This window comes from Solitalea canadensis DSM 3403 (assembly GCF_000242635.2).
In the GTDB taxonomy this organism is placed as follows: Bacteria; Bacteroidota; Bacteroidia; order Sphingobacteriales; family Sphingobacteriaceae; genus Solitalea; species Solitalea canadensis.
Genome location: NC_017770.1, coordinates 4,111,950 through 4,134,394, shown reverse-complemented (window position 1 = coordinate 4,134,394; position 22,445 = coordinate 4,111,950). Strand labels below are relative to the sequence as shown.

14 protein-coding genes are annotated in these 22,445 nt (G+C 39.6%); 12 read left to right on the top strand and 2 right to left on the bottom strand.

Annotated features, from left to right (window positions below):
* The first annotated feature begins 99 nt into the window (after positions 1 to 99).
* Entirely contained in the window at positions 100 to 708 is a 609-nt protein-coding gene (locus SOLCA_RS17160; protein WP_014681731.1) for a superoxide dismutase, read from the top strand.
* Between the two features lie 126 nt (positions 709 to 834).
* On the opposite strand, the gene SOLCA_RS17155 is transcribed toward SOLCA_RS17160, so the two are convergent.
* Both SOLCA_RS17155 and SOLCA_RS17150 read right to left on the bottom strand, forming a co-directional pair.
* Complete coding sequence (locus tag SOLCA_RS17155; RefSeq protein ID WP_014681730.1) at positions 835 to 2,220, bottom strand: DUF4270 family protein; 1,386 nt, start codon at positions 2,218 to 2,220, stop codon at positions 835 to 837.
* Between the two features lie 31 nt (positions 2,221 to 2,251).
* On the bottom strand, positions 2,252 to 3,073 hold the full coding sequence (locus tag SOLCA_RS17150) for a glycogen/starch synthase (RefSeq protein WP_014681729.1): 822 nt from the start codon (positions 3,071 to 3,073) through the stop codon (positions 2,252 to 2,254).
* A 147-nt stretch (positions 3,074 to 3,220) separates the two neighbouring features.
* Here SOLCA_RS17150 and panC point away from each other — a divergent pair, with 147 nt between their 5' ends.
* The 11 genes from panC to SOLCA_RS17095 all read left to right on the top strand — a co-directional run bounded on the left by panC (position 3,221) and on the right by SOLCA_RS17095 (position 22,326).
* Positions 3,221 to 4,063, top strand: coding sequence for a pantoate--beta-alanine ligase (gene panC / locus SOLCA_RS17145; RefSeq protein ID WP_014681728.1), 843 nt, complete (start codon positions 3,221 to 3,223; stop codon positions 4,061 to 4,063).
* A 509-nt stretch (positions 4,064 to 4,572) separates the two neighbouring features.
* Complete coding sequence (locus tag SOLCA_RS17140) at positions 4,573 to 11,301, top strand: Ig-like domain-containing protein (RefSeq protein ID WP_014681727.1); 6,729 nt, start codon at positions 4,573 to 4,575, stop codon at positions 11,299 to 11,301.
* Positions 11,302 to 11,333: 32 nt separating this feature from the next.
* Entirely contained in the window at positions 11,334 to 11,714 is a 381-nt protein-coding gene (locus SOLCA_RS17135; protein WP_157604597.1) for a hypothetical protein, read from the top strand.
* Positions 11,715 to 11,775: 61 nt separating this feature from the next.
* Positions 11,776 to 13,923 (top strand): Calx-beta domain-containing protein, encoded by a 2,148-nt coding sequence (locus SOLCA_RS17130; protein WP_014681725.1) that lies wholly within the window; start codon positions 11,776 to 11,778, stop codon positions 13,921 to 13,923.
* 98 nt (positions 13,924 to 14,021) lie between these two features.
* Positions 14,022 to 15,695 carry a hypothetical protein gene (locus tag SOLCA_RS23660; RefSeq protein ID WP_014681724.1) on the top strand — a complete coding sequence of 558 codons (1,674 nt, stop codon included), beginning with the start codon at positions 14,022 to 14,024 and terminating at the stop codon, positions 15,693 to 15,695.
* Entirely contained in the window at positions 15,652 to 17,355 is a 1,704-nt protein-coding gene (locus SOLCA_RS22510) for an Ig-like domain-containing protein (protein ID WP_014681723.1), read from the top strand. Before SOLCA_RS23660 ends, SOLCA_RS22510 begins: the two co-directional genes overlap by 44 nt.
* Positions 17,356 to 17,476: 121 nt before the next feature.
* Positions 17,477 to 17,827 carry an aspartate 1-decarboxylase gene (panD, locus tag SOLCA_RS17115; RefSeq protein ID WP_042481578.1) on the top strand — a complete coding sequence of 117 codons (351 nt, stop codon included), beginning with the start codon at positions 17,477 to 17,479 and terminating at the stop codon, positions 17,825 to 17,827.
* A 7-nt stretch (positions 17,828 to 17,834) separates the two neighbouring features.
* Positions 17,835 to 18,860: a lysylphosphatidylglycerol synthase transmembrane domain-containing protein gene (locus SOLCA_RS17110; protein ID WP_014681721.1), complete on the top strand. Its 1,026-nt coding sequence runs from the start codon at positions 17,835 to 17,837 to the stop codon at positions 18,858 to 18,860.
* On the top strand, positions 18,850 to 19,341 hold the full coding sequence (gene rfaE2, locus SOLCA_RS17105; protein ID WP_014681720.1) for a D-glycero-beta-D-manno-heptose 1-phosphate adenylyltransferase: 492 nt from the start codon (positions 18,850 to 18,852) through the stop codon (positions 19,339 to 19,341). The genes SOLCA_RS17110 and rfaE2 overlap by 11 nt, the downstream gene beginning before the upstream one ends.
* Before the next feature lie 321 nt (positions 19,342 to 19,662).
* The gene (locus SOLCA_RS17100) at positions 19,663 to 20,802 is read left to right on the top strand and encodes an acyl-CoA dehydrogenase (RefSeq protein WP_014681719.1); all 1,140 of its coding nucleotides are present in this window, start codon (positions 19,663 to 19,665) and stop codon (positions 20,800 to 20,802) included.
* A 276-nt stretch (positions 20,803 to 21,078) separates the two neighbouring features.
* Positions 21,079 to 22,326, top strand: coding sequence for a peroxiredoxin family protein (locus tag SOLCA_RS17095; protein WP_014681718.1), 1,248 nt, complete (start codon positions 21,079 to 21,081; stop codon positions 22,324 to 22,326).
* The last annotated feature ends 119 nt before the right edge of the window (positions 22,327 to 22,445 follow it).

Genomic DNA, 22,445 nt, shown 5'->3' with positions numbered 1-22,445 from the left:
GATTAATTAATGTTAAAGGATTAATTTTACATCAAACCATTGATCGCTTCGATGGTTACTAATAAATATCTGTTGTTTAACTATAAAAATCTATAAAAGATGGCATTTGAATTACCTGCGTTACCTTACGCATCAGACGCTTTAGAGCCTAACATCGACAAATTAACCATGGAAATTCACCATGGAAAACATCATCAGGCTTATGTTACTAACTTAAATAATGCAATTAAAGGTACCGACGCTGAAAGCTTAAGCGTTGAAGATATCTGCAAAAATATTTCTAAATACCCTGCTGCTGTTCGTAATAACGGTGGAGGTCATTATAACCACTCTTTATTCTGGGCTGTAATTGGTCCAAATGCAGGTGGCCAACCTACAGGTGAGTTAGCTGCTGCTATTGATGCTGCGTTTGGATCATTTGATGCATTCAAAGAGAAATTTGCTGCAGCCGGAGCTACTCGTTTTGGTTCGGGATGGGCTTGGTTAACTGTAAATAAAGAAGGTAAATTAGAGGTTAGTTCAACTCCTAACCAGGATAACCCATTAATGGATATTGCTGAAGTTAAAGGCACTCCAATTTTAGGTATGGATGTTTGGGAACATGTATATTATTTAAAATATCAAAACCGTCGTCCTGATTATATTTCAGCATTCTTTAATGTGATTAACTGGAATGCAGTAGCAGAGCGTTTTGCGAAAGCTAAATAACATTAACATTCAAAATATGTAGATGTAAAAACCCAGTCATTTATGGCTGGGTTTTTACATCTACAATAGTCCATATAATAAAAAAGACCGGAACGTTCCGGTCTTTTTTATTATAAAATCTGTTTCTTATTTAATATCAGAATAAATGATTCTTAGTTTCATGGTAACTCCTGGTCCCGAAGGGCCTCCTAAAACGGCTCTTTCAGCAATTTGAGCAGGATTATCAAATGTTAAGAATAAATTGTCATCTGATGCCTTACCATCTAAGATATCCTGAATGTATTTAGTTACGTTTATACTATAATTCTTTTTAGAAGTATTATAATAACCACTTAATACTGATCCTGTAGGAGAAATCCTGGAATCATAATAGTTTAAGTCAGGGATCTGAACATAAGCGCCTGCTTTATCAACACCCTGGTTAAGGATGATTCTTTTAGGAGCTGCAAATGTAGCATCAGTTCCACTGTTTAAACTTACAACTAGCTCAGCTTTATTAATAGCTTTTCTTCCATTAGCAGTTAATGATTTAACATCAGGGAATTTTATCTGGGTTTTAACTCCAGCTAAAGCCTGAACATAAATAGTTTGTTGGTTATTATTTGCTAATGCGTCGGCAACTGGAGTTCCCGAGTAATCATGCTTAAAGTAATTGGTCTGAGCAATTGCACCAGAAATAGCAATTTTCTTAAAGCTTGTATCTGTAGAGTTATGGTAATACAAAAAGATATTTGACTTCTCAGAAGTGTTCATGTTAAGGTAAACCACCCCTCCTCCACCAGGCACTGAAGCTGGATCAATACGAAGTTTAATACCTTTAATGTATGCGTTAAAGGCAGCGACAGAATTAAATGAGCCTGCAGGAGCATTTACAAACTTCTGATAAGCATAATTATTATCCAGAGGAATGCGTATCTGCGGGCCAACATTTACCAATGTATCAGGAGCTCCATCTATAAAATTATATACATAGATATTCTTCCTAGGAGAGGCTACAAAGAAACCGGTACCCATTGTAGCTACAGTATTAAAATATTTATCCGAATAATAAGTGGTGTCAATTCGTAATGGATCACCTAATTCTTCGATTACAGCTTTAAATTTTGTGCTTGCATCTCCATAATAAGTATTCTTAATGTCGGATGTGTCCACATAACTAAGTACTAATACTGCAGAGTCTAAAATAGCTCCTGCAGGGAACTTAAACGCGGCTGTATCTGGTTTTATTAACTGCGAGTTTATTTCTACTTCAGTTTTTCCAAAAACAGGGTCGTTCATGTACCCCAAAAGTTTCATTAGGTTTGTGTTAGTGTTACTGCCGTTATAAGTAAACCTATTATCGGTTCTGATATGTGCATCAGTTACCAATTGAGAAGTAACGACAAAGCCATCGGCCTGTGTTCCGTTCTGATATTCGGTACCGTCTAACCCGATTCCGTCAGGGTTTTCGCAACCCGAAAAAATAAAAAGACTTATTAATAAAATTAATAAGTCTAGTTTTAAAAATTTCATATATGACTTACTGATAGCTAATTACTTGTTGTTAAGCTGAAACTAATTCTTCGTTAGCCATTTCTTCATAAAATTGGGCGAAAGCTTCAGTGTCGTCAAAGTTAGTATAATTCATGACTGGTTTACCACTTTTTGCGATAAATTCTTCTACTTTCGAATCAATTTTTTCATCACCCTTAATTACAGCATCAGCAAAGCCTACGGCGCCCATATGTAAAGCTGAATTTGTAGCAGGTGCATAAACAGTAAGGTCATCAGCAGTCATTTGATTCATTACTGCTTTTGTGCTGAACGTTGGATCTAACGTTCCTTCAAAACTGTTTTCATATACAGAGTAAGCGACCTTAGTGTTTTTAAACATTGGGTCATTCTTATATGTAGTTTTTAAATAGGCAGGAACTAAGCTGCTCATCCATCCGTGACAGTGCACGATATCTGGAGTCCAACCTAATTTCTTAACAGTTTCGATTGCACCTTTACTGAAGAAAATGGCACGTTCATCGTTATCATCAAAGAACTTTTCTTTATCATCAGTAAAAACGTGCTTCCGTTGAAAATATTCTTCGTTGTCAAGAAAATAAACCTGCATTTTTGCTCCTTGTATAGAAGCAACCTTGATAATCAATGGGTTATCGTTGTCGTTGATCACAATATTCATCCCTGATAACCGTATAACTTCATGCAAACGATTACGACGTTCGTTAATGCAGCCAAAACGAGGCATCAAAACTCGAATTTCGTAACCTTGTTCTTGAATTGCTTGTGGAAGTTGGCGGGTGATTTTTGAAATTTCAGTCAACTCTAAAAACGGCGACATCTCGTGGGTGATGTACAGAACCTTCTTCTTTGCCATGCTCGTCTAATGCTTTAAACTTTTGTGTATTAAGCCAATAATGTTGCAAATATACGAATATTTTATTAATTATAAAGGATTTACATATTATCGTTTGGTAAATAGCGTTTGTTTTTGCAAAATTTGCGGATTTTAATTCATTAAACCTTGTTACAGATTTTCACCACGCGTGCAGATATTCAGCAAAAAATTGCTCAGCTGAAGTCAGCAGGAAAAAAAGTTGGCTTTGTTGCTACAATGGGAGCACTGCACGAAGGTCATCTTGCACTCATATCTCGCTCTAAAGCTGATACTGATATTACTGTTTGCAGTATCTTTGTTAATCCCACTCAATTCAATGATCCTAAGGATCTTGAGCATTATCCCCGACCAATAGAAGCTGATATTAAAAAATTAAAATCGGTCGATTGTGATATGCTTTTTCTTCCTTCAGTGGCCGAAATGTATAAGGAGGGCGAAACATGGCATATGGATTTAGGTAACCTTGAGAATATTTTGGAAGGAGCATTTCGTCCGGGACATTACCAAGGAGTTACTCAAATAGTGAAAAAGCTTTTTGATATTATACAGCCAGATAAGGCATATTTTGGACAAAAAGATTTTCAACAGGTGTTAGTCATTAAAAAAATGATTAAAGAATTTAACCTGCCGGTTGAGCTGGTTCGCTGTCCGACTTTGAGAGATGAAGACGGGTTGGCTAAGAGTTCACGGAATGTTCGGTTGAACAATGATGAGCACGAAGCGGCATTGTTGCTTTCTAAGGCTTTGCTTTCTATAAAGAATCATAATGAATATGAGGATTTAAAGAAATTGATTGAAAAAGCAAAAGACTTATTGGAAGCTTCTCCATTAATTAAAGTTGAATATTTAGTGGTAGCTAATGGTGAAACATTGGATGAAATTACTGCGTTATCACAATCCAAAGAACCTGTAGCTTTAGTTGCTGCTAAATCAGGTAATACAAGATTAATTGATAATATGCTTTTATAAAGAAATCTTTTATCGTTTAAAGGCGAGTTAACCATGAGTTAATTCGCCTTTTTTGTTTGTAAGCGTATTGAAAAATAGGCAGTGTTAATGAAAATATTGATGTAGAACTTTCTTAATGGTTATTGTATACATGTTTTAACATGTTACTTGATGTTAATTTCAAATTGTTACTACATAAGTAAAATCGGAATAATTATTGATGTGTGGAGAAAAATACACTTAAAGTGATAGTGTATAAGTAACTATAAGTCAATTAAAATTATTAAAAATGAGGAATATTTTTGAATTAGTTTTTGTTTAATAAGAAGTCAATTTTATATCTTTGCTGCCTGTTTTCCAATAAATTAATACAAAATATGCCCCTACAACACGCTTTCCTTTGTGTTAAAATTTTAAACTTAAAGGTGTAGAATTTTAGCCACAATATATACTTCTTAATTTACTCTCTCCAATCACCCAGTTTTTTTATAAAAAGCTCAGGCCAGTACGGTCCTGTACACGGATAAAGTATGAGTAAAACTTTTACCTTAAAAAGTAAGATTAAGAAGAGTTGTATACAAAAAGCATTTATCTTTTTGTTATCGTTAGTGGCAATAAGCAATACATCTCTAGCTCAGTTTACAACCATAAACGAGCCTTTCAAGAATTCGACCTATGATAACACTAAGCTGACCATTTTTGGGGATGCAAGTTTAACTGCACCAGGAATCGACCCAACAGGTTCAGGATGGTTACGCTTAACACCGGATCTTGGTAATAAAGTAGGTTATGTGGTAATGAATCAATCGTTCCCATCTAAGCTAGGAGTAGAATTTGAATTTGAATTCAAAGTTTATGGCAGTAGTGGGGCTGATGGGTTTTCAGTGTTTTTATTCGATGCAGCCACCCCAACGTTTACTATTGGTGCAGCTGGTGGTGCATTAGGGTATTCAAGAAGGAATGCTGAATCTGGAGTGTCAGGAGGATATTTAGGGGTTGGTATTGATGAGTATGGAAACTTTGGAGCTTCTACCGAGTCCAAACCAGGCGGATTTAATGGAACAGGTGTTGCCGATGCAATTTCTGTCCGTGGCCCTGGAAATGGAACGACCGGATATAACTACATTACTGGTACCGGCCCTCAATTAGGAGGTACTGCACTTGCAGGAACAAGCATAGACTATACCACTGCAACTACAACGCGTCCAGCTGATGCAACTTACTATAGAAAAGCAAAGGTTTTAATTGAGCCGGATGCAACTTATACCAATTATTTTGTTTCGGTTTTTCTTCAAACTTCTCCAACAGGAGCTTATAATACAATTATTAATCATGTTAGTATTGGAACGGTTCCTCCTGCTAACCTAAAACTAGGTTTTGCTGCTTCAACCGGAGGGTCAACCAGTATCCACGAGGTGAGAAACGTGATAGTAAGAACACCCGCCAACCCGGATATAGCAAAAACTGCCATAACTCAGTTATATAATGGTGATCCAATTAGTTACACGATTACTGCAAATAATTCTTCCTTAGTTGCACTCAGTTCCGGAGCAATAAGAGATACAGTTCCTTCCGGAATTACTATATCTAACATCGTTATAAGTACAACAGGTGGTGCTACTGCTTCATTGACAAGTGGAGCTGTAAATCCGCAGATGAATGTGAACATTACAAGTTTTCCGGCGGGATCAAGTGTTACGGCAACAATTAACGGAACCGTTAATGTTCTTGGTACTGTAACGTCTGTAAAGAACACCGCATATTTAAAGAATCTTCCCGCATCTTATACAGATCCGGATCCGTTGAATAATGTCTCATATATTATTACCAATATTAAACACATTGATCTGGAAGTTACAGCAGTAGACTATCCGGCAAGTCCGGCAACATTAATTGCTTGTAATGATTACGTAGCATCGATTGGGATAAGAAATAACGGAGATGATCTTCCTGCTCCTCCCGGTTATAGAGTATCAGTGGCATTACCACCGGGAACTACCTATTCAACAACAGGAAGTACTCCCGGAGGTGTTTATAACTCAGGTACAAATACAGTAACCTGGGATTTATCAACTTCAGCTTTAAATACTAATGCAACTGCCAACGTATACGTTGGTTTTACTGTTTTATCAACTGCTACAAGTCCACTTGCAGGTATTACAGCGAGTATTTCCTCTTTGGGAGTCCAGATTGATAAGCTTCCTGCAAATAATTCAAAAACTTCAGCAACTAAGGCAGTAAACGTAGTGCCGTTAGTAGGCGGTCAGGTATCTGCTGATCAGTCTTTTTGCGCTAATGGAAATCCAATTGCATTTTCACAGACTGTAGCAGCTTCAGGAGGAACAGGTTCTTATAACTATCAATGGCAATCATCAACAAATGGTGGTACCACATGGACTGATATTGCAAGTGCAACATTACCAACATATGATGCACCTAACATTACTACAACAACTCAATATAAAAGAAGAGTAACCTCTGGTACAAATGGATGTTGGACTGATTATACGAATGTGGTAACAGTTACAATTACTCCTGCTGTAGTTGCGGGTTCTATTGGAGCTGCACAAACTATATGTTCAGGAAGTGCTCCTGCAACATTAATACAGGTAACAGCTCCAACTGGGGGTAATGGAACTTTTGCTTACCAATGGCAATCGTCTCCTAATAACTCTACTTGGACAGATATTGGTGGCGCCAATGGTTCTACCTTCAGTCCACCAACTTTAACTGCGAATACTTATTATCGTCGTGGTGTCAGTTCAGGGACCTGCGGTTATGCTTATTCTGCTTCCGTTTTGATAAGGGTTGATATTCCTGCAAATGCAGGCCCTGATATTTGTACGACTAATAATTCTGTTACAATGGCGGCTAGTTCAGCAGGTTCAGGCTCTGGTGCATGGACTAGAATATCTACAACAGACCCTAGTCCTCCTGCAATTACTACAGCAAGTTCAAATACAACAACAATTACAGGCATTAGTAACGGTACAGTTAGTGTGTTCCGATGGACCGTGACAAATGGATGTGGAACTACTACTAGTGATGTTGTTGTTGGTAGAGGTGTAACACCTGCAACCCCAACTATATTAGGAGCATCACCGGTTTGTTCGGGTACTACTCAGACTTATTCAGTAACTAATGTGACAGGACATACTTACACTTGGTCTATCACTTCTGGCACTGCGACAATTCTTTCCGGACAAGGAACTAGTTCTGTTACTGTGGACATTCCTTTTTCAACGATACCAACAACATTTGGAATTCGACTTACCGATACCTATGGCTGTACAAGTAGTAATGGAAACAGAACGATAAATGTTAGTGCCTCACCAACAGCAAATGCTGGACCTGATCAAAGCAAATGTTCTGGAACGTTCACAATGGCTGCTTCAGGAGCAGGTTCTTGGTCTGTAGGATCTAAGGACGCAACAGTAACAGCAGTAAGCTTTTCAAATACAACTTCACCAACAGCAACTGTAACATTAACAGGTGTTGGTAAAGCCACTTTAATATGGGCAGTAAGTAATGGTACATGTACAAACACAGATGATGTAGATTTAACGCTTGGAGCTTCAACTCCAACTGGAATTGCTGCAAATCGTTGCGGAACCGGAACAGTTGCTTTATCAGCTTCTGGCGCAATAGCCGGAGAAGTCTACAAATGGTATGATGCGGCAAATACACCAATGCAAACAAATGCAAGCCCGAACTTTACAACTCCATCAATAGCTGGAACAGCTACCTATTATGTTGCTATTTATAATGCTACGGGTAATTGTGAGAGTACAAGAATTCCAGTTACTGCAACTGTTAATCCTTTACCAACTGTATTTACAGTTGGGGGCGGAGGCGTATCTTGTTCAGGTGCTGGAGTAAACGTGGTACTAAGCGGATCTGAAGCAGGAGTAAATTATCAGCTAAGAATTGGTGGTGCCGACACTGGATCTCCACTTGCTGGAACAGGATCTGCGTTAACATTTAATAATCTTACAGTCGCAGGTACCTATACAATAATAGCAACGAATGCTTCTACAAGTTGTTCCGAAAATATGATTGGCTCAGCTGTGATTACCACAGGAGCCGCTCCTTCTCAACCAGGAGCATTCGCAACTTCAACAGCATCAGTTTGTCAGGGTGTTAATAATATTGTTTATACAGTGCCGAATGTAGCAGGAGTAACCTACACTTGGAGTTATAGCGGAACAGGGGCTACAATCAATGGAACAGGAAATTCAATTACCATTGATTATTCGAATTCTGCCACTTCAGGAACATTAAGTGTAACTGCTTCAAATGCTTGTGGTACAAGTATAGCACGTACTGTTAACGTAACTGTAAACTCATTACCAACTCAGCCAGGAGCATTTACAACATCAAGTTCAACTGTTTGTCAGGGACAAAATAATGTAACATATACTATTCCTGCTGTTTCAGGAGCAACTTCGTACAATTGGACCTATTCAGGAACGGGTGCTACAATATCAGGAACAGGAACATCTGTAAATCTGAGCTTCTCTACAACAGCAACCTCAGGAACTTTAAGTGTTACCGCAACTAACACCTGTGGTACTAGCCCTGCACAGACGGTCGCGATAAATGTAACACCATTACCCGCACAACCAGCTGCATTTACTACTTCAAGTGCGAATGTTTGCAGTGGACAATCGAATGTTGCCTTTATCGTACCTGATGATCCAACTGTGAATTATATCTGGAATTATGGGGGAACCGGAGCAACAATTACAAATACCCGTGGCTCGGCCTTAATTAGCTTTGATGGTACCGCGACCTCAGGTACTTTAAGTGTTACTGCTACAAATGGTTGTGGTTTAAGTACTTCTAGAACTATAAACATTACGGTGAATCCACTGCCAACTGTATTTAATGTTACAGGAGGAGGAACACTATGCTCAGGAGGTGCTGGTACCCCAATTAGCCTAAGTGGATCACAAACCGGAGTAAGTTATCAATTAAAAGACGCGGCTAACAGTAATGTGGGGGCTGCAATCGTTGGAACTGGTGCTGCCTTGAACTTTGGTAATATTGCTGTAGGAGGGACATACACTGTTTTAGCAACTAATACCACAACAACCTGCAATCTGGTTATGAACGGTAGCGCAATTATCACTGTCGACCCAGTTTCTGTAGGAGGCACAGTCAATACAAGCACAATTGTATGTTCAGGAACTAATAGTGGTACTTTAACGCTCGCTGGCCATACAGGAAATGTGATAAGATGGGAATCTTCAATAAATGGAGGAGGAAGTTGGAATACAATAGCAAATACCACTACCAGCCAGACTTATACGAACTTAACTGCTAATACTTTATATAGAGCTGTTGTTAAAAGTGGAGTTTGTGCAGAGGCTAACTCAGCTTCAGCAACAATTACCATTGATCCTGTTTCAGTAGGTGGGACAGTAAGTACAAGTGCTGCAGTTTGTACAGGCGCTAACAATGGCACATTAACTTTATCAGGACATACCGGTAATTTGGTAAGATGGGAGTCTTCTACAAATGGAGGGGGAAGTTGGAATAACATAACTAATACCTCAACAACTTTAAATTATGTCAATATAACTGCAACAACACTATATAGGGCAGTGGTTCAGAACGGATCTTGTGCAACGGCAAATTCAAATACCGCGACGATTGCGGTAAATCCTTTAATAACTAATAATTCGATAACCGATAGTCCAATAACACAAAATTGTGGGGCAAGTACTTTTATACAAGCAACAACTCCTTCTGGTGGAAATGGATCATATAATTATCAATGGGAAAGTTCACCTGATAATAGTGCATGGACTACAATAGGAGGAGCTAATTCACAAGGTTTATCTACCGGAACGATTACTTCAACAACATATTTCAGAAGAATCGTTACTTCTGGCGGTTGTAGTTCTATGAGTAATGTTTATTCAATAACAATTACTACTAATCCATTTACAAGCAACACAATATCTGTAAATGGTCCGTCATCAGGATGTACAAGCGTAGCACCTTGGTCGCTTGAAGGGGATTTTCCTTCGGGAGGTTATAACTCGACCTATTCATTCCAATGGTTTAGCTCGGTAACAAGTCCTGCTGCTGGATTTGCAAGTATCCCAGGAGCTACAGGACAACAATATATTCCAGGAACTCTTACTCAAACAACTTATTTTAAGCGGGTTGCAACCTCTGGAGGATGTTCATTTGAAAGTAATGTTTTGACCATATCAATTACAGGTGTGCCTACAGCTGCAATTTCTTATAGTGGATCACCTTTTTGTTCTAACAGCACAACAATTCAAACAGTTACCCAAACGGGAGCCACTGGCGGCACTTATTCAGCTCCTGCAGGTTTAAGTATTAATTCTGTAACAGGAGATATAAATCCATCACTGAGTACTCCAAATACCTATACTGTAACTTATATTATTGCTGCAACTGGATCTTGTCCACTAGTTACAGCAACAACATCTGTAATTATTACGCCGGCACCTGCTGCAACAATTTCTTATGCAGGTTCTCCATTCTGTATGAGTGTTTCTGTGCCACAGTCTGTAACTCTTACCGGTACTGCAGGAGGAACGTATTCAGCTCCGGCAGGACTTACATTAAACAGTTCGAGTGGTCAGATCACACCTTCAACAAGTACGCAAGGAACCTATACTGTATCCTATACGGTCACATCATCGGGTTGTACAACTGTGACAACCACCACTGTTGTGATTAATCTAGTACCTACGGTTGCTGCAACACCACTTACACAGGAAACATTGTGTAACGGGAATGCTATTTCTGCGATATCTATTAGTAACCCTAATAGTATATCAGGCACAACATTCACATGGACAAGAAACAAAACTGTTGAAGTTTCGGGTATTGCAGCTTCAGGAAGTGGAAGCTCAATTACGGGTTCTTTAACTAACACAACTAATTCCGTTCAAGTGGTTGATTTTACTATTACTGCTTCTGCGAATGGTTGTTCAGGTAATCCTGTAACAGTTTCGGTAACCGTATACCCAACTATGATACTTACCATGGTTGCCAAAGATGTTAGTTGTACAGGTGGAAGTGATGGAGAGATAACGCTAACTGTTTCTGGCGGAAAACCTCCATATCAGTTTACAATTAACGATGGAGCCAATTATTTTCCGGCAGTTCCTACAAATACACCTATATATTCCTTCTCTAATTTGTTGAAGGGGACGTATAATGTAATTGTAAGAGATTCAAATGGATGCACAGCATTCCCATGTCAGTTACCATAAGTTTAAGTTGTTCAAAATTATATATGAAAGTTATGAGCAGGACAACAACAATCGGTTCTATTAATGATAATAGAACTGAAAACAAGGGTGTAGGTAACTCAGTACAGATTATGTCGTTAAAAATTGAGAAAATATTTGTCGCGAACACTAATGTTTGTGCTACATATAAAACATCTTCTGTAACTGTCCATTCAATATTGGACGTTGGCATAATTATAAAAAATGCCCTTTGCGGTTATAAGCCTGGGGCAACACCTTTTGCAGAAGAAATCTTGTTATTGAAAACTCGGATTAAGCATAAACTAGGCTTATGGCTAAGTGCTTTATATCCTTTGTGCGATGTGGGTCAATCAGCTGCAATAGCATTTGCTATTCACTCGACAGATCGTTCTCAAAATTACGCTACTCTATAAAAACACAATTATGATGATTAATAAAATCTACATAACTCAAAAGCTAATAATAAAAAATATCATGGCAAACCTTGTCATGATGTTGCTGTTATCAGTAAATACACTATATGCTCAGGTTTGTCCACCTGGAACAAGTCCTAAAAAGGTCGTTGTTTTAGGTGAACCAGTAGCTGTAACGGTTTCAATTGGAAATGCTTCTGTAACGGAAGGAACCGGGGCAGGTACTACTTCTATGAACTTTCCTATTTCAACAACAGGAGGCAGTAGTAACTGTGATATAACAGTTAATTATACTATTACTCATGGAAGTACTGATAATTCGGACTTTACAACCTCTTTGAGTGGTGTTTTTATGATACCGGCAGGTCAAACGGCAGGAACGTTATCTGTAGGTATTAATAGAGATTATTTAGTTGAAGTTAACGAGAATTTCACTATAACATTATCGACCCCTTCAGTAAACGCCGTTTTAGGTGTAGTAAGCGCCACGGGTACCATATTAGATGACGATAAAGTAGAGGTAGGATTTAATGTTGCTGCGGCTCAAAATCCGGAAGGAACAGATCATGGTGTCGGAACCGAGGTTCTGATACCTTCAACAGGAGCTAGTCCGGTACAACCATTTAATATTACAGTGTCTGGAGCTGTATTAACACAAAGTTATACTATTAGGTTAAGTGAAACACCTAGCTCAGGATTTGTTAGAAATAGCAACTATAAATATTTTGATGGAACCTCTTTTATAAACGTACCTTCTCCAATTATAATTACGATCCCTGCGGGAGATTATACAACAACACCATTAATTATCCAGATTCCGATAGGGATTAAGCCTGATGTATTTTGCCAGAATGATGGACAGTTAACATTTACATTAGCAAAGAGTGCTGTAGCAGATCCGATTGTGCTTGGAATTTCGAGTGCCGTATATACTTCACTTGATGATGATTTATTAGCATGGCAAAGTGGTTCTCCATTTGTTAAAAAGAAAGCTAGCTGTATTAATGTAGGAGACGCAGAAGTTGAACTCCATATTGCAGGAGCTACCGCTTATAATGCAACCTGGACTTTCCCTAATGGAAGTACTTATGTCGATTCATCTCCTACAACCTTAAATGCTACTCAGGATGGCAGACCTATTTTACCTGGTCTTTATCATGTCCGTATTCAAGCAAATAACGGAGTAGGCAAGTGTTTTTTAGAAACAGATATTATAGTTCCTTACGAGGATAAAATTAATCCTACAATAACTTGTGTATCTAATACAACCAGAAACACAAACGTAGGAAAATGTGATTACACAGTTTTAGGTAATGAACTTGATGCAACAGCTACAGATAATTGTTCAGGAGTTATTTTAACACATAATCTTGTTGGAGCACCAAGTAACACAACATTAGCAAATGCTATATTACCAAAAGGAATAACTACTATTACCTGGACAGCCGTTGATGCATCCGGAAATAGTGTTAATTGTTCTAGCACTGTAACGGTAGTAGATAATGAGAAACCGGTTCAGCCAGTGTTGGCGGATGTGACAGGCGAGTGTAGCGCAACGGCCACTGCCCCAACCACCACCGACAACTGTGCAGGGGTGATCACCGGCACCACGGGCGATGCCTTAACCTATAGCAGCCAAGGCACGCATGTGATCACTTGGACGTTTGCCGATGGAAATGGCAACACGACCACTCAGACCCAAAACGTAGTCATAAAAGATATCACCGCACCGGTTCAGCCAGTGTTGGCGGATGTGACAGGCGAGTGTAGCGCAACGGCCACTGCCCCAACCACCACCGACAACTGTGCAGGGGTGATCACCGGCACCACGCACGATGCCTTAACCTATAGCAGCCAAGGCACGCATGTGATCACTTGGACGTTTGCCGATGGAAATGGCAACACGACCACTCAGACCCAAAACGTAGTCATAAAAGATATCACCGCACCGGTTCAGCCAGTGTTGGCGGATGTGACAGGCGAGTGTAGCGCAACGGCCACTGCCCCAACCACCACCGACAACTGTGCAGGGGTGATCACCGGCACCACGGGCGATGCCTTAACCTATAGCAGCCAAGGCACGCATGTGATCACTTGGACGTTTTGCCGATGGAAATGGCAACACGACCACTCAGACCCAAAACGTAGTCATAAAAGATATCACCGCACCGGTTCAGCCAGTGTTGGCGGATGTGACAGGCGAGTGTAGCGCAACGGCCACTGCCCCAACCACCACCGACAACTGTGCAGGGGTGATCACCGGCACCACGGGCGATGCCTTAACCTATAGCAGCCAAGGCACGCAGTGTGATCACTTGGACGTTTGCCGATGGAAATGGCAACACGACCACTCAGACCCAAAACGTAGTCATAAAAGATATCACCGCACCGGTTCAGCCAGTGTTGGCGGATGTGACAGGCGAGTGTAGCGCAACGGCCACTGCCCCAACCACCACCGACAACTGTGCAGGGGTGATCACCGGCACCACGGGCGATGCCTTAACCTATAGCAGCCAAGGCACGCATGTGATCACTTGGACGTTTGCCGATGGAAATGGCAACACGACCACTCAGACCCAAAACGTAGTCATAAAAGATATCACCGCACCGGTTCAGCCAGTGTTGGCGGATGTGACAGGCGAGTGTAGCGCAACGGCCACTGCCCCAACCACCACCGACAACTGTGCAGGGGTGATCACCGGCACCACGGGCGATGCCTTAACCTATAGCAGCCAAGGCACGCATGTGATCACTTGGACGTTTGCCGATGGAAATGGCAACACGACCACTCAGACCCAAAACGTAGTCATAAAAGATATCACCGCACCGGTTCAGCCAGTGTTGGCGGATGTGACAGGCGAGTGTAGCGCAACGGCCACTGCCCCAACCACCACCGACAACTGTGCAGGGGTGATCACCGGCACCACGGGCGATGCCTTAACCTATAGCAGCCAAGGCACGCATGTGATCACTTGGACGTTTGCCGATGGAAATGGCAACACGACCACTCAGACCCAAAACGTAGTCATAAAAGATATCACCGCACCGGTTCAGCCAGTGTTGGCGGATGTGACAGGCGAGTGTAGCGCAACGGCCACTGCCCCAACCACCACCGACAACTGTGCAGGGGTGATCACCGGCACCACGGGCGATGCCTTAACCTATAGCAGCCAAGGCACGCATGTGATCACTTGGACGTTTGCCGATGGAAATGGCAACACGACCACTCAGACCCAAAACGTAGTCATAAAAGATATCACCGCACCGGTTCAGCCAGTGTTGGCGGATGTGACAGGCGAGTGTAGCGCAACGGCCACTGCCCCAACCACCACCGACAACTGTGCAGGGGTGATCACCGGCACCACGGGCGATGCCTTAACCTATAGCAGCCAAGGCACGCATGTGATCACTTGGACGTTTGCCGATGGAAATGGCAACACGACCACTCAGACCCAAAACGTAGTCATAAAAGATATCACCGCACCGGTTCAGCCAGTGTTGGCGGATGTGACAGGCGAGTGTAGCGCAACGGCCACTGCCCCAACCACCACCGACAACTGTGCAGGGGTGATCACCGGCACCACGGGCGATGCCTTAACCTATAGCAGCCAAGGCACGCATGTGATCACTTGGACGTTTGCCGATGGAAATGGCAACACGACCACTCAGACCCAAAACGTAGTCATAAAAGATATCACCGCACCGGTTCAGCCAGTGTTGGCGGATGTGACAGGCGAGTGTAGCGCAACGGCCACTGCCCCAACCACCACCGACAACTGTGCAGGGGTGATCACCGGCACCACGGGCGATGCCTTAACCTATAGCAGCCAAGGCACGCAGTGTGATCACTTGGACGTTTGCCGATGGAAATGGCAACACGACCACTCAGACCCAAAACGTAGTCATAAAAGATATCACCGCACCGGTATTGGCCGGCATGCCATCGAACATCACTCAAGCAAGCGATGCAGGCAGCTGTGATGCGGTAGCAACATGGACGGCACCAACGGCCAGCGATAACTGCGGGGTAACGGTTACGTCGAGCCACAACCCAGGGGATACCTTCCCATTGGGTATGACCACGGTAACCTATACCGCAACGGATGCAGCAGGCAATACGGATGTAGAATCGTTTACTGTAACGGTAGTCAACCAAACTCCAATCGCAGTAAACGACAATTTCTCTGGTTTGGCTGATGATGTAATAACAGGTTCAGTAGCGGTTAATGATTCAGATCCTGAAGGTGCTGTGTTGACTTACATGGTTCAGCCTAATAGTAACCTAGGAGCACTGGTGATGCAGTCTAATGGAGTAATTACTTATACTCCAGCAGCAGGATTTACTGGAACGGAAGTTTATTCCTATGTGGTTAGTGATCCTTGTGGTTTGTCAGCTACTGCGAATGTGACTTTCAGAATCGATCCTAAAGTGCCAAGTAATGTTGCTCCTGTTGCAGTAGCAGATGTTTATTCAACAATAGAGAATACCCAGTTAGTTATTAATGCTCCTGGAGTATTGTCAAATGATACGGATGCTAATTCGGACGTATTAACAGCGATAATGGTATCAAATGCTTCAAACGGAAATGTAGTATTGAATTCGAATGGTTCATTCACATACATTCCAGCTGCAGGTTTTGTTGGAACCGACAGCTTTACCTATATGGCAAATGATGGAAAGGTTAATAGCAATGTGGTTACAGTAATCATAAATGTTACTGCTTCTCCAAATGTTCCGCCTACAGCAAATACTATCGTTGTGAATACACATGAGAATGTTTCCGTTATTGTTGATGTCATCAGTCATGTTGTTGATCCTAACAATAACCTTGATAAGTCATCACTGGCTATAGTAAGTGGGCCTGTAAATGGTTCGTTTACAATATCTCCTGATTATAGAGTAATATATACTCCTGATCCGGGATTCTTTGGTCAGGATCGATTCACATTTAGAATTTGTGATCTTGCAGGTGCATGTACAACTGCGGATGTTATTGTGAATGTCGATAGGATCCAAGCAGATCTTGCGATTACTAAAGTATCTGTAGGTAAGAATATTCGTAAAGATCAAGAGTTTGAGTACGTGATTACTGTTAATAATAAAGGTATTAATGATGAAACCGGAGTAAAGGTTGTTGATATTCTACCTTCGACATTAGAGTTTATCAATGCTTCAAGCACAAAAGGAAACTTTACTTTTGATCAGGTTACAAAAACAATAAACTGGAATGTTGGCGATGTAAATGTTAATGAAAGTGAGTCAATTACGTTGAAGGTCAGATCAACAAAAGGAGGATATGTAACCAATATTGCTTCTGTTAAGGGTGATCACTATGACCCGGATTTAACAAATAATGCTGCAACTGACAGACGATTGATTTTTGGCTTTACAATTCCAAATACATTTACACCAAATGGTGATAATGTTAATGATTTGTTTGAAATAGCGGGAATCGATCAGTTTGAGAACTCCATTTATATTTATAACCGTTGGGGTAATGAGGTGTATAAATGCAATAATTATCGAAACCAATGGGATGGATCTCAATTACCTGAAGGTACTTATTATTATGTGCTTAAAGTGAAGGATAAAGATGGTCATTTAGAAAGCTATGCAGGTTACATTGAAATTTTGAGATAATTGATAATTAATAGTAAAAATAAAAATGGCTCCAGACATGGAGCCATTTTTATTTTTATTCACTGAACAATTGTTCATTAGCTTTCTTCATCCAAATACATTTACTAATTTTGCCAGCCTTATGCTAATTCAAGTATTAAAGTCTAAAATACACCGGGTTAAAGTAACCCAGGCGGAGTTGCATTATGTTGGAAGCATCACAATCGACGAAGATTTGTTAGATGCAGCAAACATGATTGAGAATGAAAAAGTTCAGATTGTTAATATAAACAATGGTGAGCGTTTTGAAACGTACATTATTAAGGGCGAACGAGGAACCGGTACTGTTTGTTTAAACGGGCCTGCAGCACGTAAAGTTCAGGTAGGAGACATTGTAATTGTTATTTCTTATGCTACCATGGATTTTGAAGAGGCTAAAAAATACAAGCCCAACGTTATTTTTCCTGACCAGCAGAACCGTTTAATTAAATAACTTTCATTTGAACAGTCGTTTAAAATCAGCCATACAGTTTTGTGTCTTTGTAGCTTTAGGAGCAGTAATGCTTTATTTTGCATTTAAAGGACAAGATTTTTCTCGTTTAACCTCACAGTTAAAATCAGCAAATTTCTATTGGGTTGCTGTAGCTGCAATAGTTACAATGGTTGCGCATTTGGTACGTGCAATTCGTTGGAACATGCTTATTGAACCAATGGGCTATCATCCTAAAAATAGCAATACCTTTATTGCTGTTTTGATCGGTTATCTGGCAAATCTTGCATTTCCAAGATTAGGAGAAGTTACCCGTTGCGGTACTTTAACTAAAACAGATAATATTCCTATGGATAAGCTAATCGGTACTGTTATTGTTGAACGGGTTGTTGACTTACTATCCTTGATTATAATTCTTGTACTCACGGTTTTATTACAATTTAATCGTATCAGTACCTTTGTTTATGATCATTTATTAAAAGGAATTATTGAGAAACTCAGTGCGAATACTACCGCGATGGTGATTTCAATAATTTTAGTAGTTGTTGGGATAACAGGAACCTTATATGTTTTCAAGAAAAATAAGGATCGTATTTATCAGTCTGGTCTAGGTAAAAAAATTATGGGTTTACTTGAAGGTATTTCTCATGGTTTAACGAGCATATCAAAACTTAAAAGCAAAGGAAAATTCTTATTATTCACGGTGCTACTATGGGTTTTGTATTTGCTTTCAACCTATACGATGTTCTTTGCATTACAACCTACAGCAAATCTTACTTTATTAACAGCCCTCTTCGTTTTAACAGTAGGTAGTTTAGGAATGGCAGCGCCGGTTCAGGGTGGTTTAGGCGCATTCCATTGGATTGTTTCGAAAGGACTGATTTTATATGGGATTGCTGAGTTAGATGGACTTGCTTATGCTACCATTTCTCATGGAACACAAACATTAATGATCGTTATTTTTGGAGCTTTGGGTTTTGTTTGGCTTTTACTAACTTCAAATACCCGAAAAACACAACCTGAATATGGACAATAATCATTTCATTTCTTCTAAAATAGTAACTAAAGAAGAGCTAAAGAGAAAGATCGCAATCTGGCAGTTTCTTAATGAAAAGGTTGTGTTTACTAATGGTTGTTTTGATTTGCTACATCTTGGTCATGTTGATTACTTGTCGAAGGCTGCAGATTTGGGTAATCATTTAGTGATTGGTCTTAATTCGGATGCTTCAACAACAAATTTGAAGGGACCTAACAGACCTATTCAAGACGAACATTCACGTGCAATGTTATTGGCCGCAATAGGTTTTGTTGATGCAGTAGTTCTTTTTGATGAAGAAACCCCATTTGAATTAATAAAATTTCTTCAGCCTGATGTCTTAGTTAAAGGAAGCGACTATACGATCGATAAGATAGTTGGTGCTGATGTTGTATTGGGTAGAGGCGGAGAGGTAAAAACCATTAATTATATTGATGGTTATTCAACTTCGGCTATTGAGAAAAAAATCCGTCAGCAATAAAACTTAAAATACTTAACTTCTTGTAGATGTCCGGAGTTCTTCGGACATTTTTTATTTCCTATATTTAGCATAATCGACACCCTAACATCCTAAATCAGCTTACTACATTTATTTTATGTGTGGCATCCAGATAGGTCATTGTTATTCCATACAGTAAAGACTTGTTAAACTAATTGTTAATTCTTTTATAACTTTTTAATAAAGGTAGACCGTTTTTTAAAATAGTATATTTTTTTTGATTTTATTTTATAAACGTTGTTTTCCTATTAGATTTGAGAACCAATCAATTAACCTTAAAATAAGAAAACTAAAACGAGCTATATGCAATTCGAGCTTACAGAAGAACATTTGATGATACAAAAGGCTGCAAGAGATTTTGCGCAGAATGAATTAAAGCCTGGAGTAATTGAACGCGACGAACACCAAAAATTTCCAGCAGAACAAGTAAAAAAATTAGGTGAATTGGGCTTTTTGGGGATGATGGTTGATCCTAAATACGGAGGAAGCGGTTTAGATGCGATGTCTTATGTATTGGTAATGGAAGAACTTTCAAAAGTTGATGCGTCTGCGTCGGTAGTTGTTTCAGTAAACAACTCATTAGTTTGTTATGGTTTAGAACAGTATGGATCTGAAGAACAAAAGCAAAAGTACCTGGTTCCCCTTGCAAAAGGTGAGGTAATTGGTGCGTTTTGTTTATCTGAGCCGGAAGCCGGTTCTGATGCCACATCTCAGCGCACAACTGCAATTGACATGGGTGATCACTACTTATTAAATGGTACTAAAAACTGGATCACTAATGGAAATAGTGCATCAATATATTTAGTGATTGCACAAACTGATATAGCAAAGGGTCATAAAGGAATTAATGCTTTTATTATTGAAAAAGGTATGCCTGGTTTCACTGTGGGCCCCAAAGAAAATAAGTTAGGAATCCGCGGATCTGATACTCACTCTTTGATGTTTACAGATGTAAAGGTTCCAAAGGCTAATAGAATTGGCGAAGATGGATTTGGTTTCAAGTTCGCAATGAAGACTCTCGAGGGTGGAAGAATAGGCATTGCTTCTCAGGCATTAGGAATTGCATCCGGAGCCTACGAACTGGCATTGCAATATGCAAAAGATAGAAAAGCATTCGGAAAGCCAATTGCTGATCATCAAGCAATTCAATTTAAGCTTGCTGATATGGCTACTCAAATTGAAGCAGCACGTTTACTCTGCTTAAAAGCCGCTTGGTTAAAAGATCAACATTTGCCTTATGCTCAGGCAAGTTCTATGGCTAAATTATTTGCTTCCGAAGTAGCAATGAAAACAACGGTTGAAGCGGTTCAAGTTCATGGTGGTTATGGTTATGTTAAAGAATACCATGTTGAGCGATTGATGCGTGATGCAAAAATTACACAGATTTATGAAGGAACTTCCGAAATTCAACGAATAGTTATTGCTCGCGAAGTTTTAAAATAAAATACTGCTGAAAAGCAGATATACAAATCAATAAATGGGAAAGGCGAAAAAGAGAAATCTTTATCGCCTTTTTTATTTCTGGCAATGTGAATGTTACAGATTGTTAAAACTTTTGACTTTTTAAGATGGTTTTTATACTAAAATGGTAGTTTAAATAGTTTGTTAACTTGTCGGTTTGGCAAATTGCTAATTTTTTGAACTTTATAAGATTTTTGTTAACAGGTTAGTTAGTTTTGCACCACATTTTTTAACCGCCAATTATTTTAATTTATTGAAATGAGAAGATTGTTTTATTTACTTATATCAGTTTTGTTGCTTTCTGGCTGCAAAGGTGTAGGTACAACAATAATGCAGGAAGGCACCTGGCGTGCTACTTTGCATACTGAATCAGGAAAGGAGATCCCTTTTAATTTTAGATTGACTAACAGTCAGGATCAAAAACCTGTAATAGAGATTATTAACGGTGATGAGCGTTTGAAAGTTGATGATATTGTTTTTCAGGAGGATTCTGTACTTATTAAAATGCCATTTTTCGACTCTGAATTTCGGGGGCATTTTGAAGGAGACGCAATAAAAGGTGTTTGGGTAAAACATCTTGCTGATAAAGATGTCGCAATGAATTTTGTTGCTGAGCCTGATACTTATTGGCGCTTTATTGAATCAAAAATAAAGGCGAAGGCTGATGTAACCGGAAGATGGGCAACCACATTTGCTTCAGATAAAGATTCAAGTTTCGCAATAGGAGAGTTTGTTCAGAAAGGGAGCAAGTTAACAGGCACATTTTTAACCACTACAGGTGATTATCGTTTTCTCGAAGGTACAGTAGCCAATAATGAGTTTTATTTATCATGTTTCGACGGTACTCATGCTTATCTTTTTACAGGGAAAATTGAAGAAGATAAAATTGTAAACGGAAAATTCTACGCCGGATTAAATCATGTAGAAGACTGGTGTGCAGTTAAAAACGATAGTGCTGTTTTGCCTGATGCTTATTCGTTAACCAAATTGAAAGAAGGTCAGAAAAAGCTTGATTTTGCTTATCCTAACTTAAATAAACACATTGTTTCTTCAAAAGATGAGAAATTTAAAAACAAAGTGGTTATTGTACAGCTTTTGGGCTCTTGGTGTCCGAATTGTATGGATGAGACGAAATTTTTGTCAGATTTTTATAAACAATATAAAGGCAAAGGTGTGGAAATTGTTGGGTTAGCATTTGAACGTACAGCAGATTTTGAACGTTCAAAAAAATCAATCATGAAATTTAAAGATCGATTTGATGTTCAGTATGACCTATTAGTAACTAACAAAACCAGTGATAGTAAACAACGCAACGAAGCTTTGCCAATGCTTGACAAAATTATGGGTTTTCCAACTACCATTATTATTGATAAGAATGGCGAAGTTCGCAAAATACATACTGGTTTTAGTGGACCTGGGACCGGTAAGCATTATGACGACTTTGTAAAAGAATTCACTAAATATATTGATGAACTTATTGCTGAACCTGTAAAAACTGCAGCATAGACCAGCGTAACTATTTTATCACTTCCCGTTGGTTTTCGGAATAAAGAACTTATACTTGTTTCTTCCGAAAACCAATGGGATTTTTATTTTTAGTATAGATTTCTACTTAAATAGATATA

Bases quoted from the DNA above. Each gene is read 5' to 3' on its own strand.
- panD (WP_042481578.1), top strand. From the start codon at position 17,477: ATGCTAATTCAAGTATTAAAGTCTAAAATACACCGGGTTAAAGTAACC.
- SOLCA_RS17135 (WP_157604597.1), top strand. From the start codon at position 11,334: ATGAGCAGGACAACAACAATCGGTTCTATTAATGATAATAGAACTGAA.
- SOLCA_RS17130 (WP_014681725.1), top strand. From the start codon at position 11,776: ATGGCAAACCTTGTCATGATGTTGCTGTTATCAGTAAATACACTATAT.
- rfaE2 (WP_014681720.1), top strand. From the start codon at position 18,850: ATGGACAATAATCATTTCATTTCTTCTAAAATAGTAACTAAAGAAGAG.
- SOLCA_RS22510 (WP_014681723.1), top strand. From the start codon at position 15,652: ATGCCATCGAACATCACTCAAGCAAGCGATGCAGGCAGCTGTGATGCG.
- SOLCA_RS17095 (WP_014681718.1), top strand. From the start codon at position 21,079: ATGAGAAGATTGTTTTATTTACTTATATCAGTTTTGTTGCTTTCTGGC.
- SOLCA_RS17150 (WP_014681729.1), bottom strand. From the start codon at position 3,073: ATGGCAAAGAAGAAGGTTCTGTACATCACCCACGAGATGTCGCCGTTT.
- SOLCA_RS17160 (WP_014681731.1), top strand. From the start codon at position 100: ATGGCATTTGAATTACCTGCGTTACCTTACGCATCAGACGCTTTAGAG.
- SOLCA_RS17140 (WP_014681727.1), top strand. From the start codon at position 4,573: ATGAGTAAAACTTTTACCTTAAAAAGTAAGATTAAGAAGAGTTGTATA.
- SOLCA_RS17155 (WP_014681730.1), bottom strand. From the start codon at position 2,220: ATGAAATTTTTAAAACTAGACTTATTAATTTTATTAATAAGTCTTTTT.
- SOLCA_RS17100 (WP_014681719.1), top strand. From the start codon at position 19,663: ATGCAATTCGAGCTTACAGAAGAACATTTGATGATACAAAAGGCTGCA.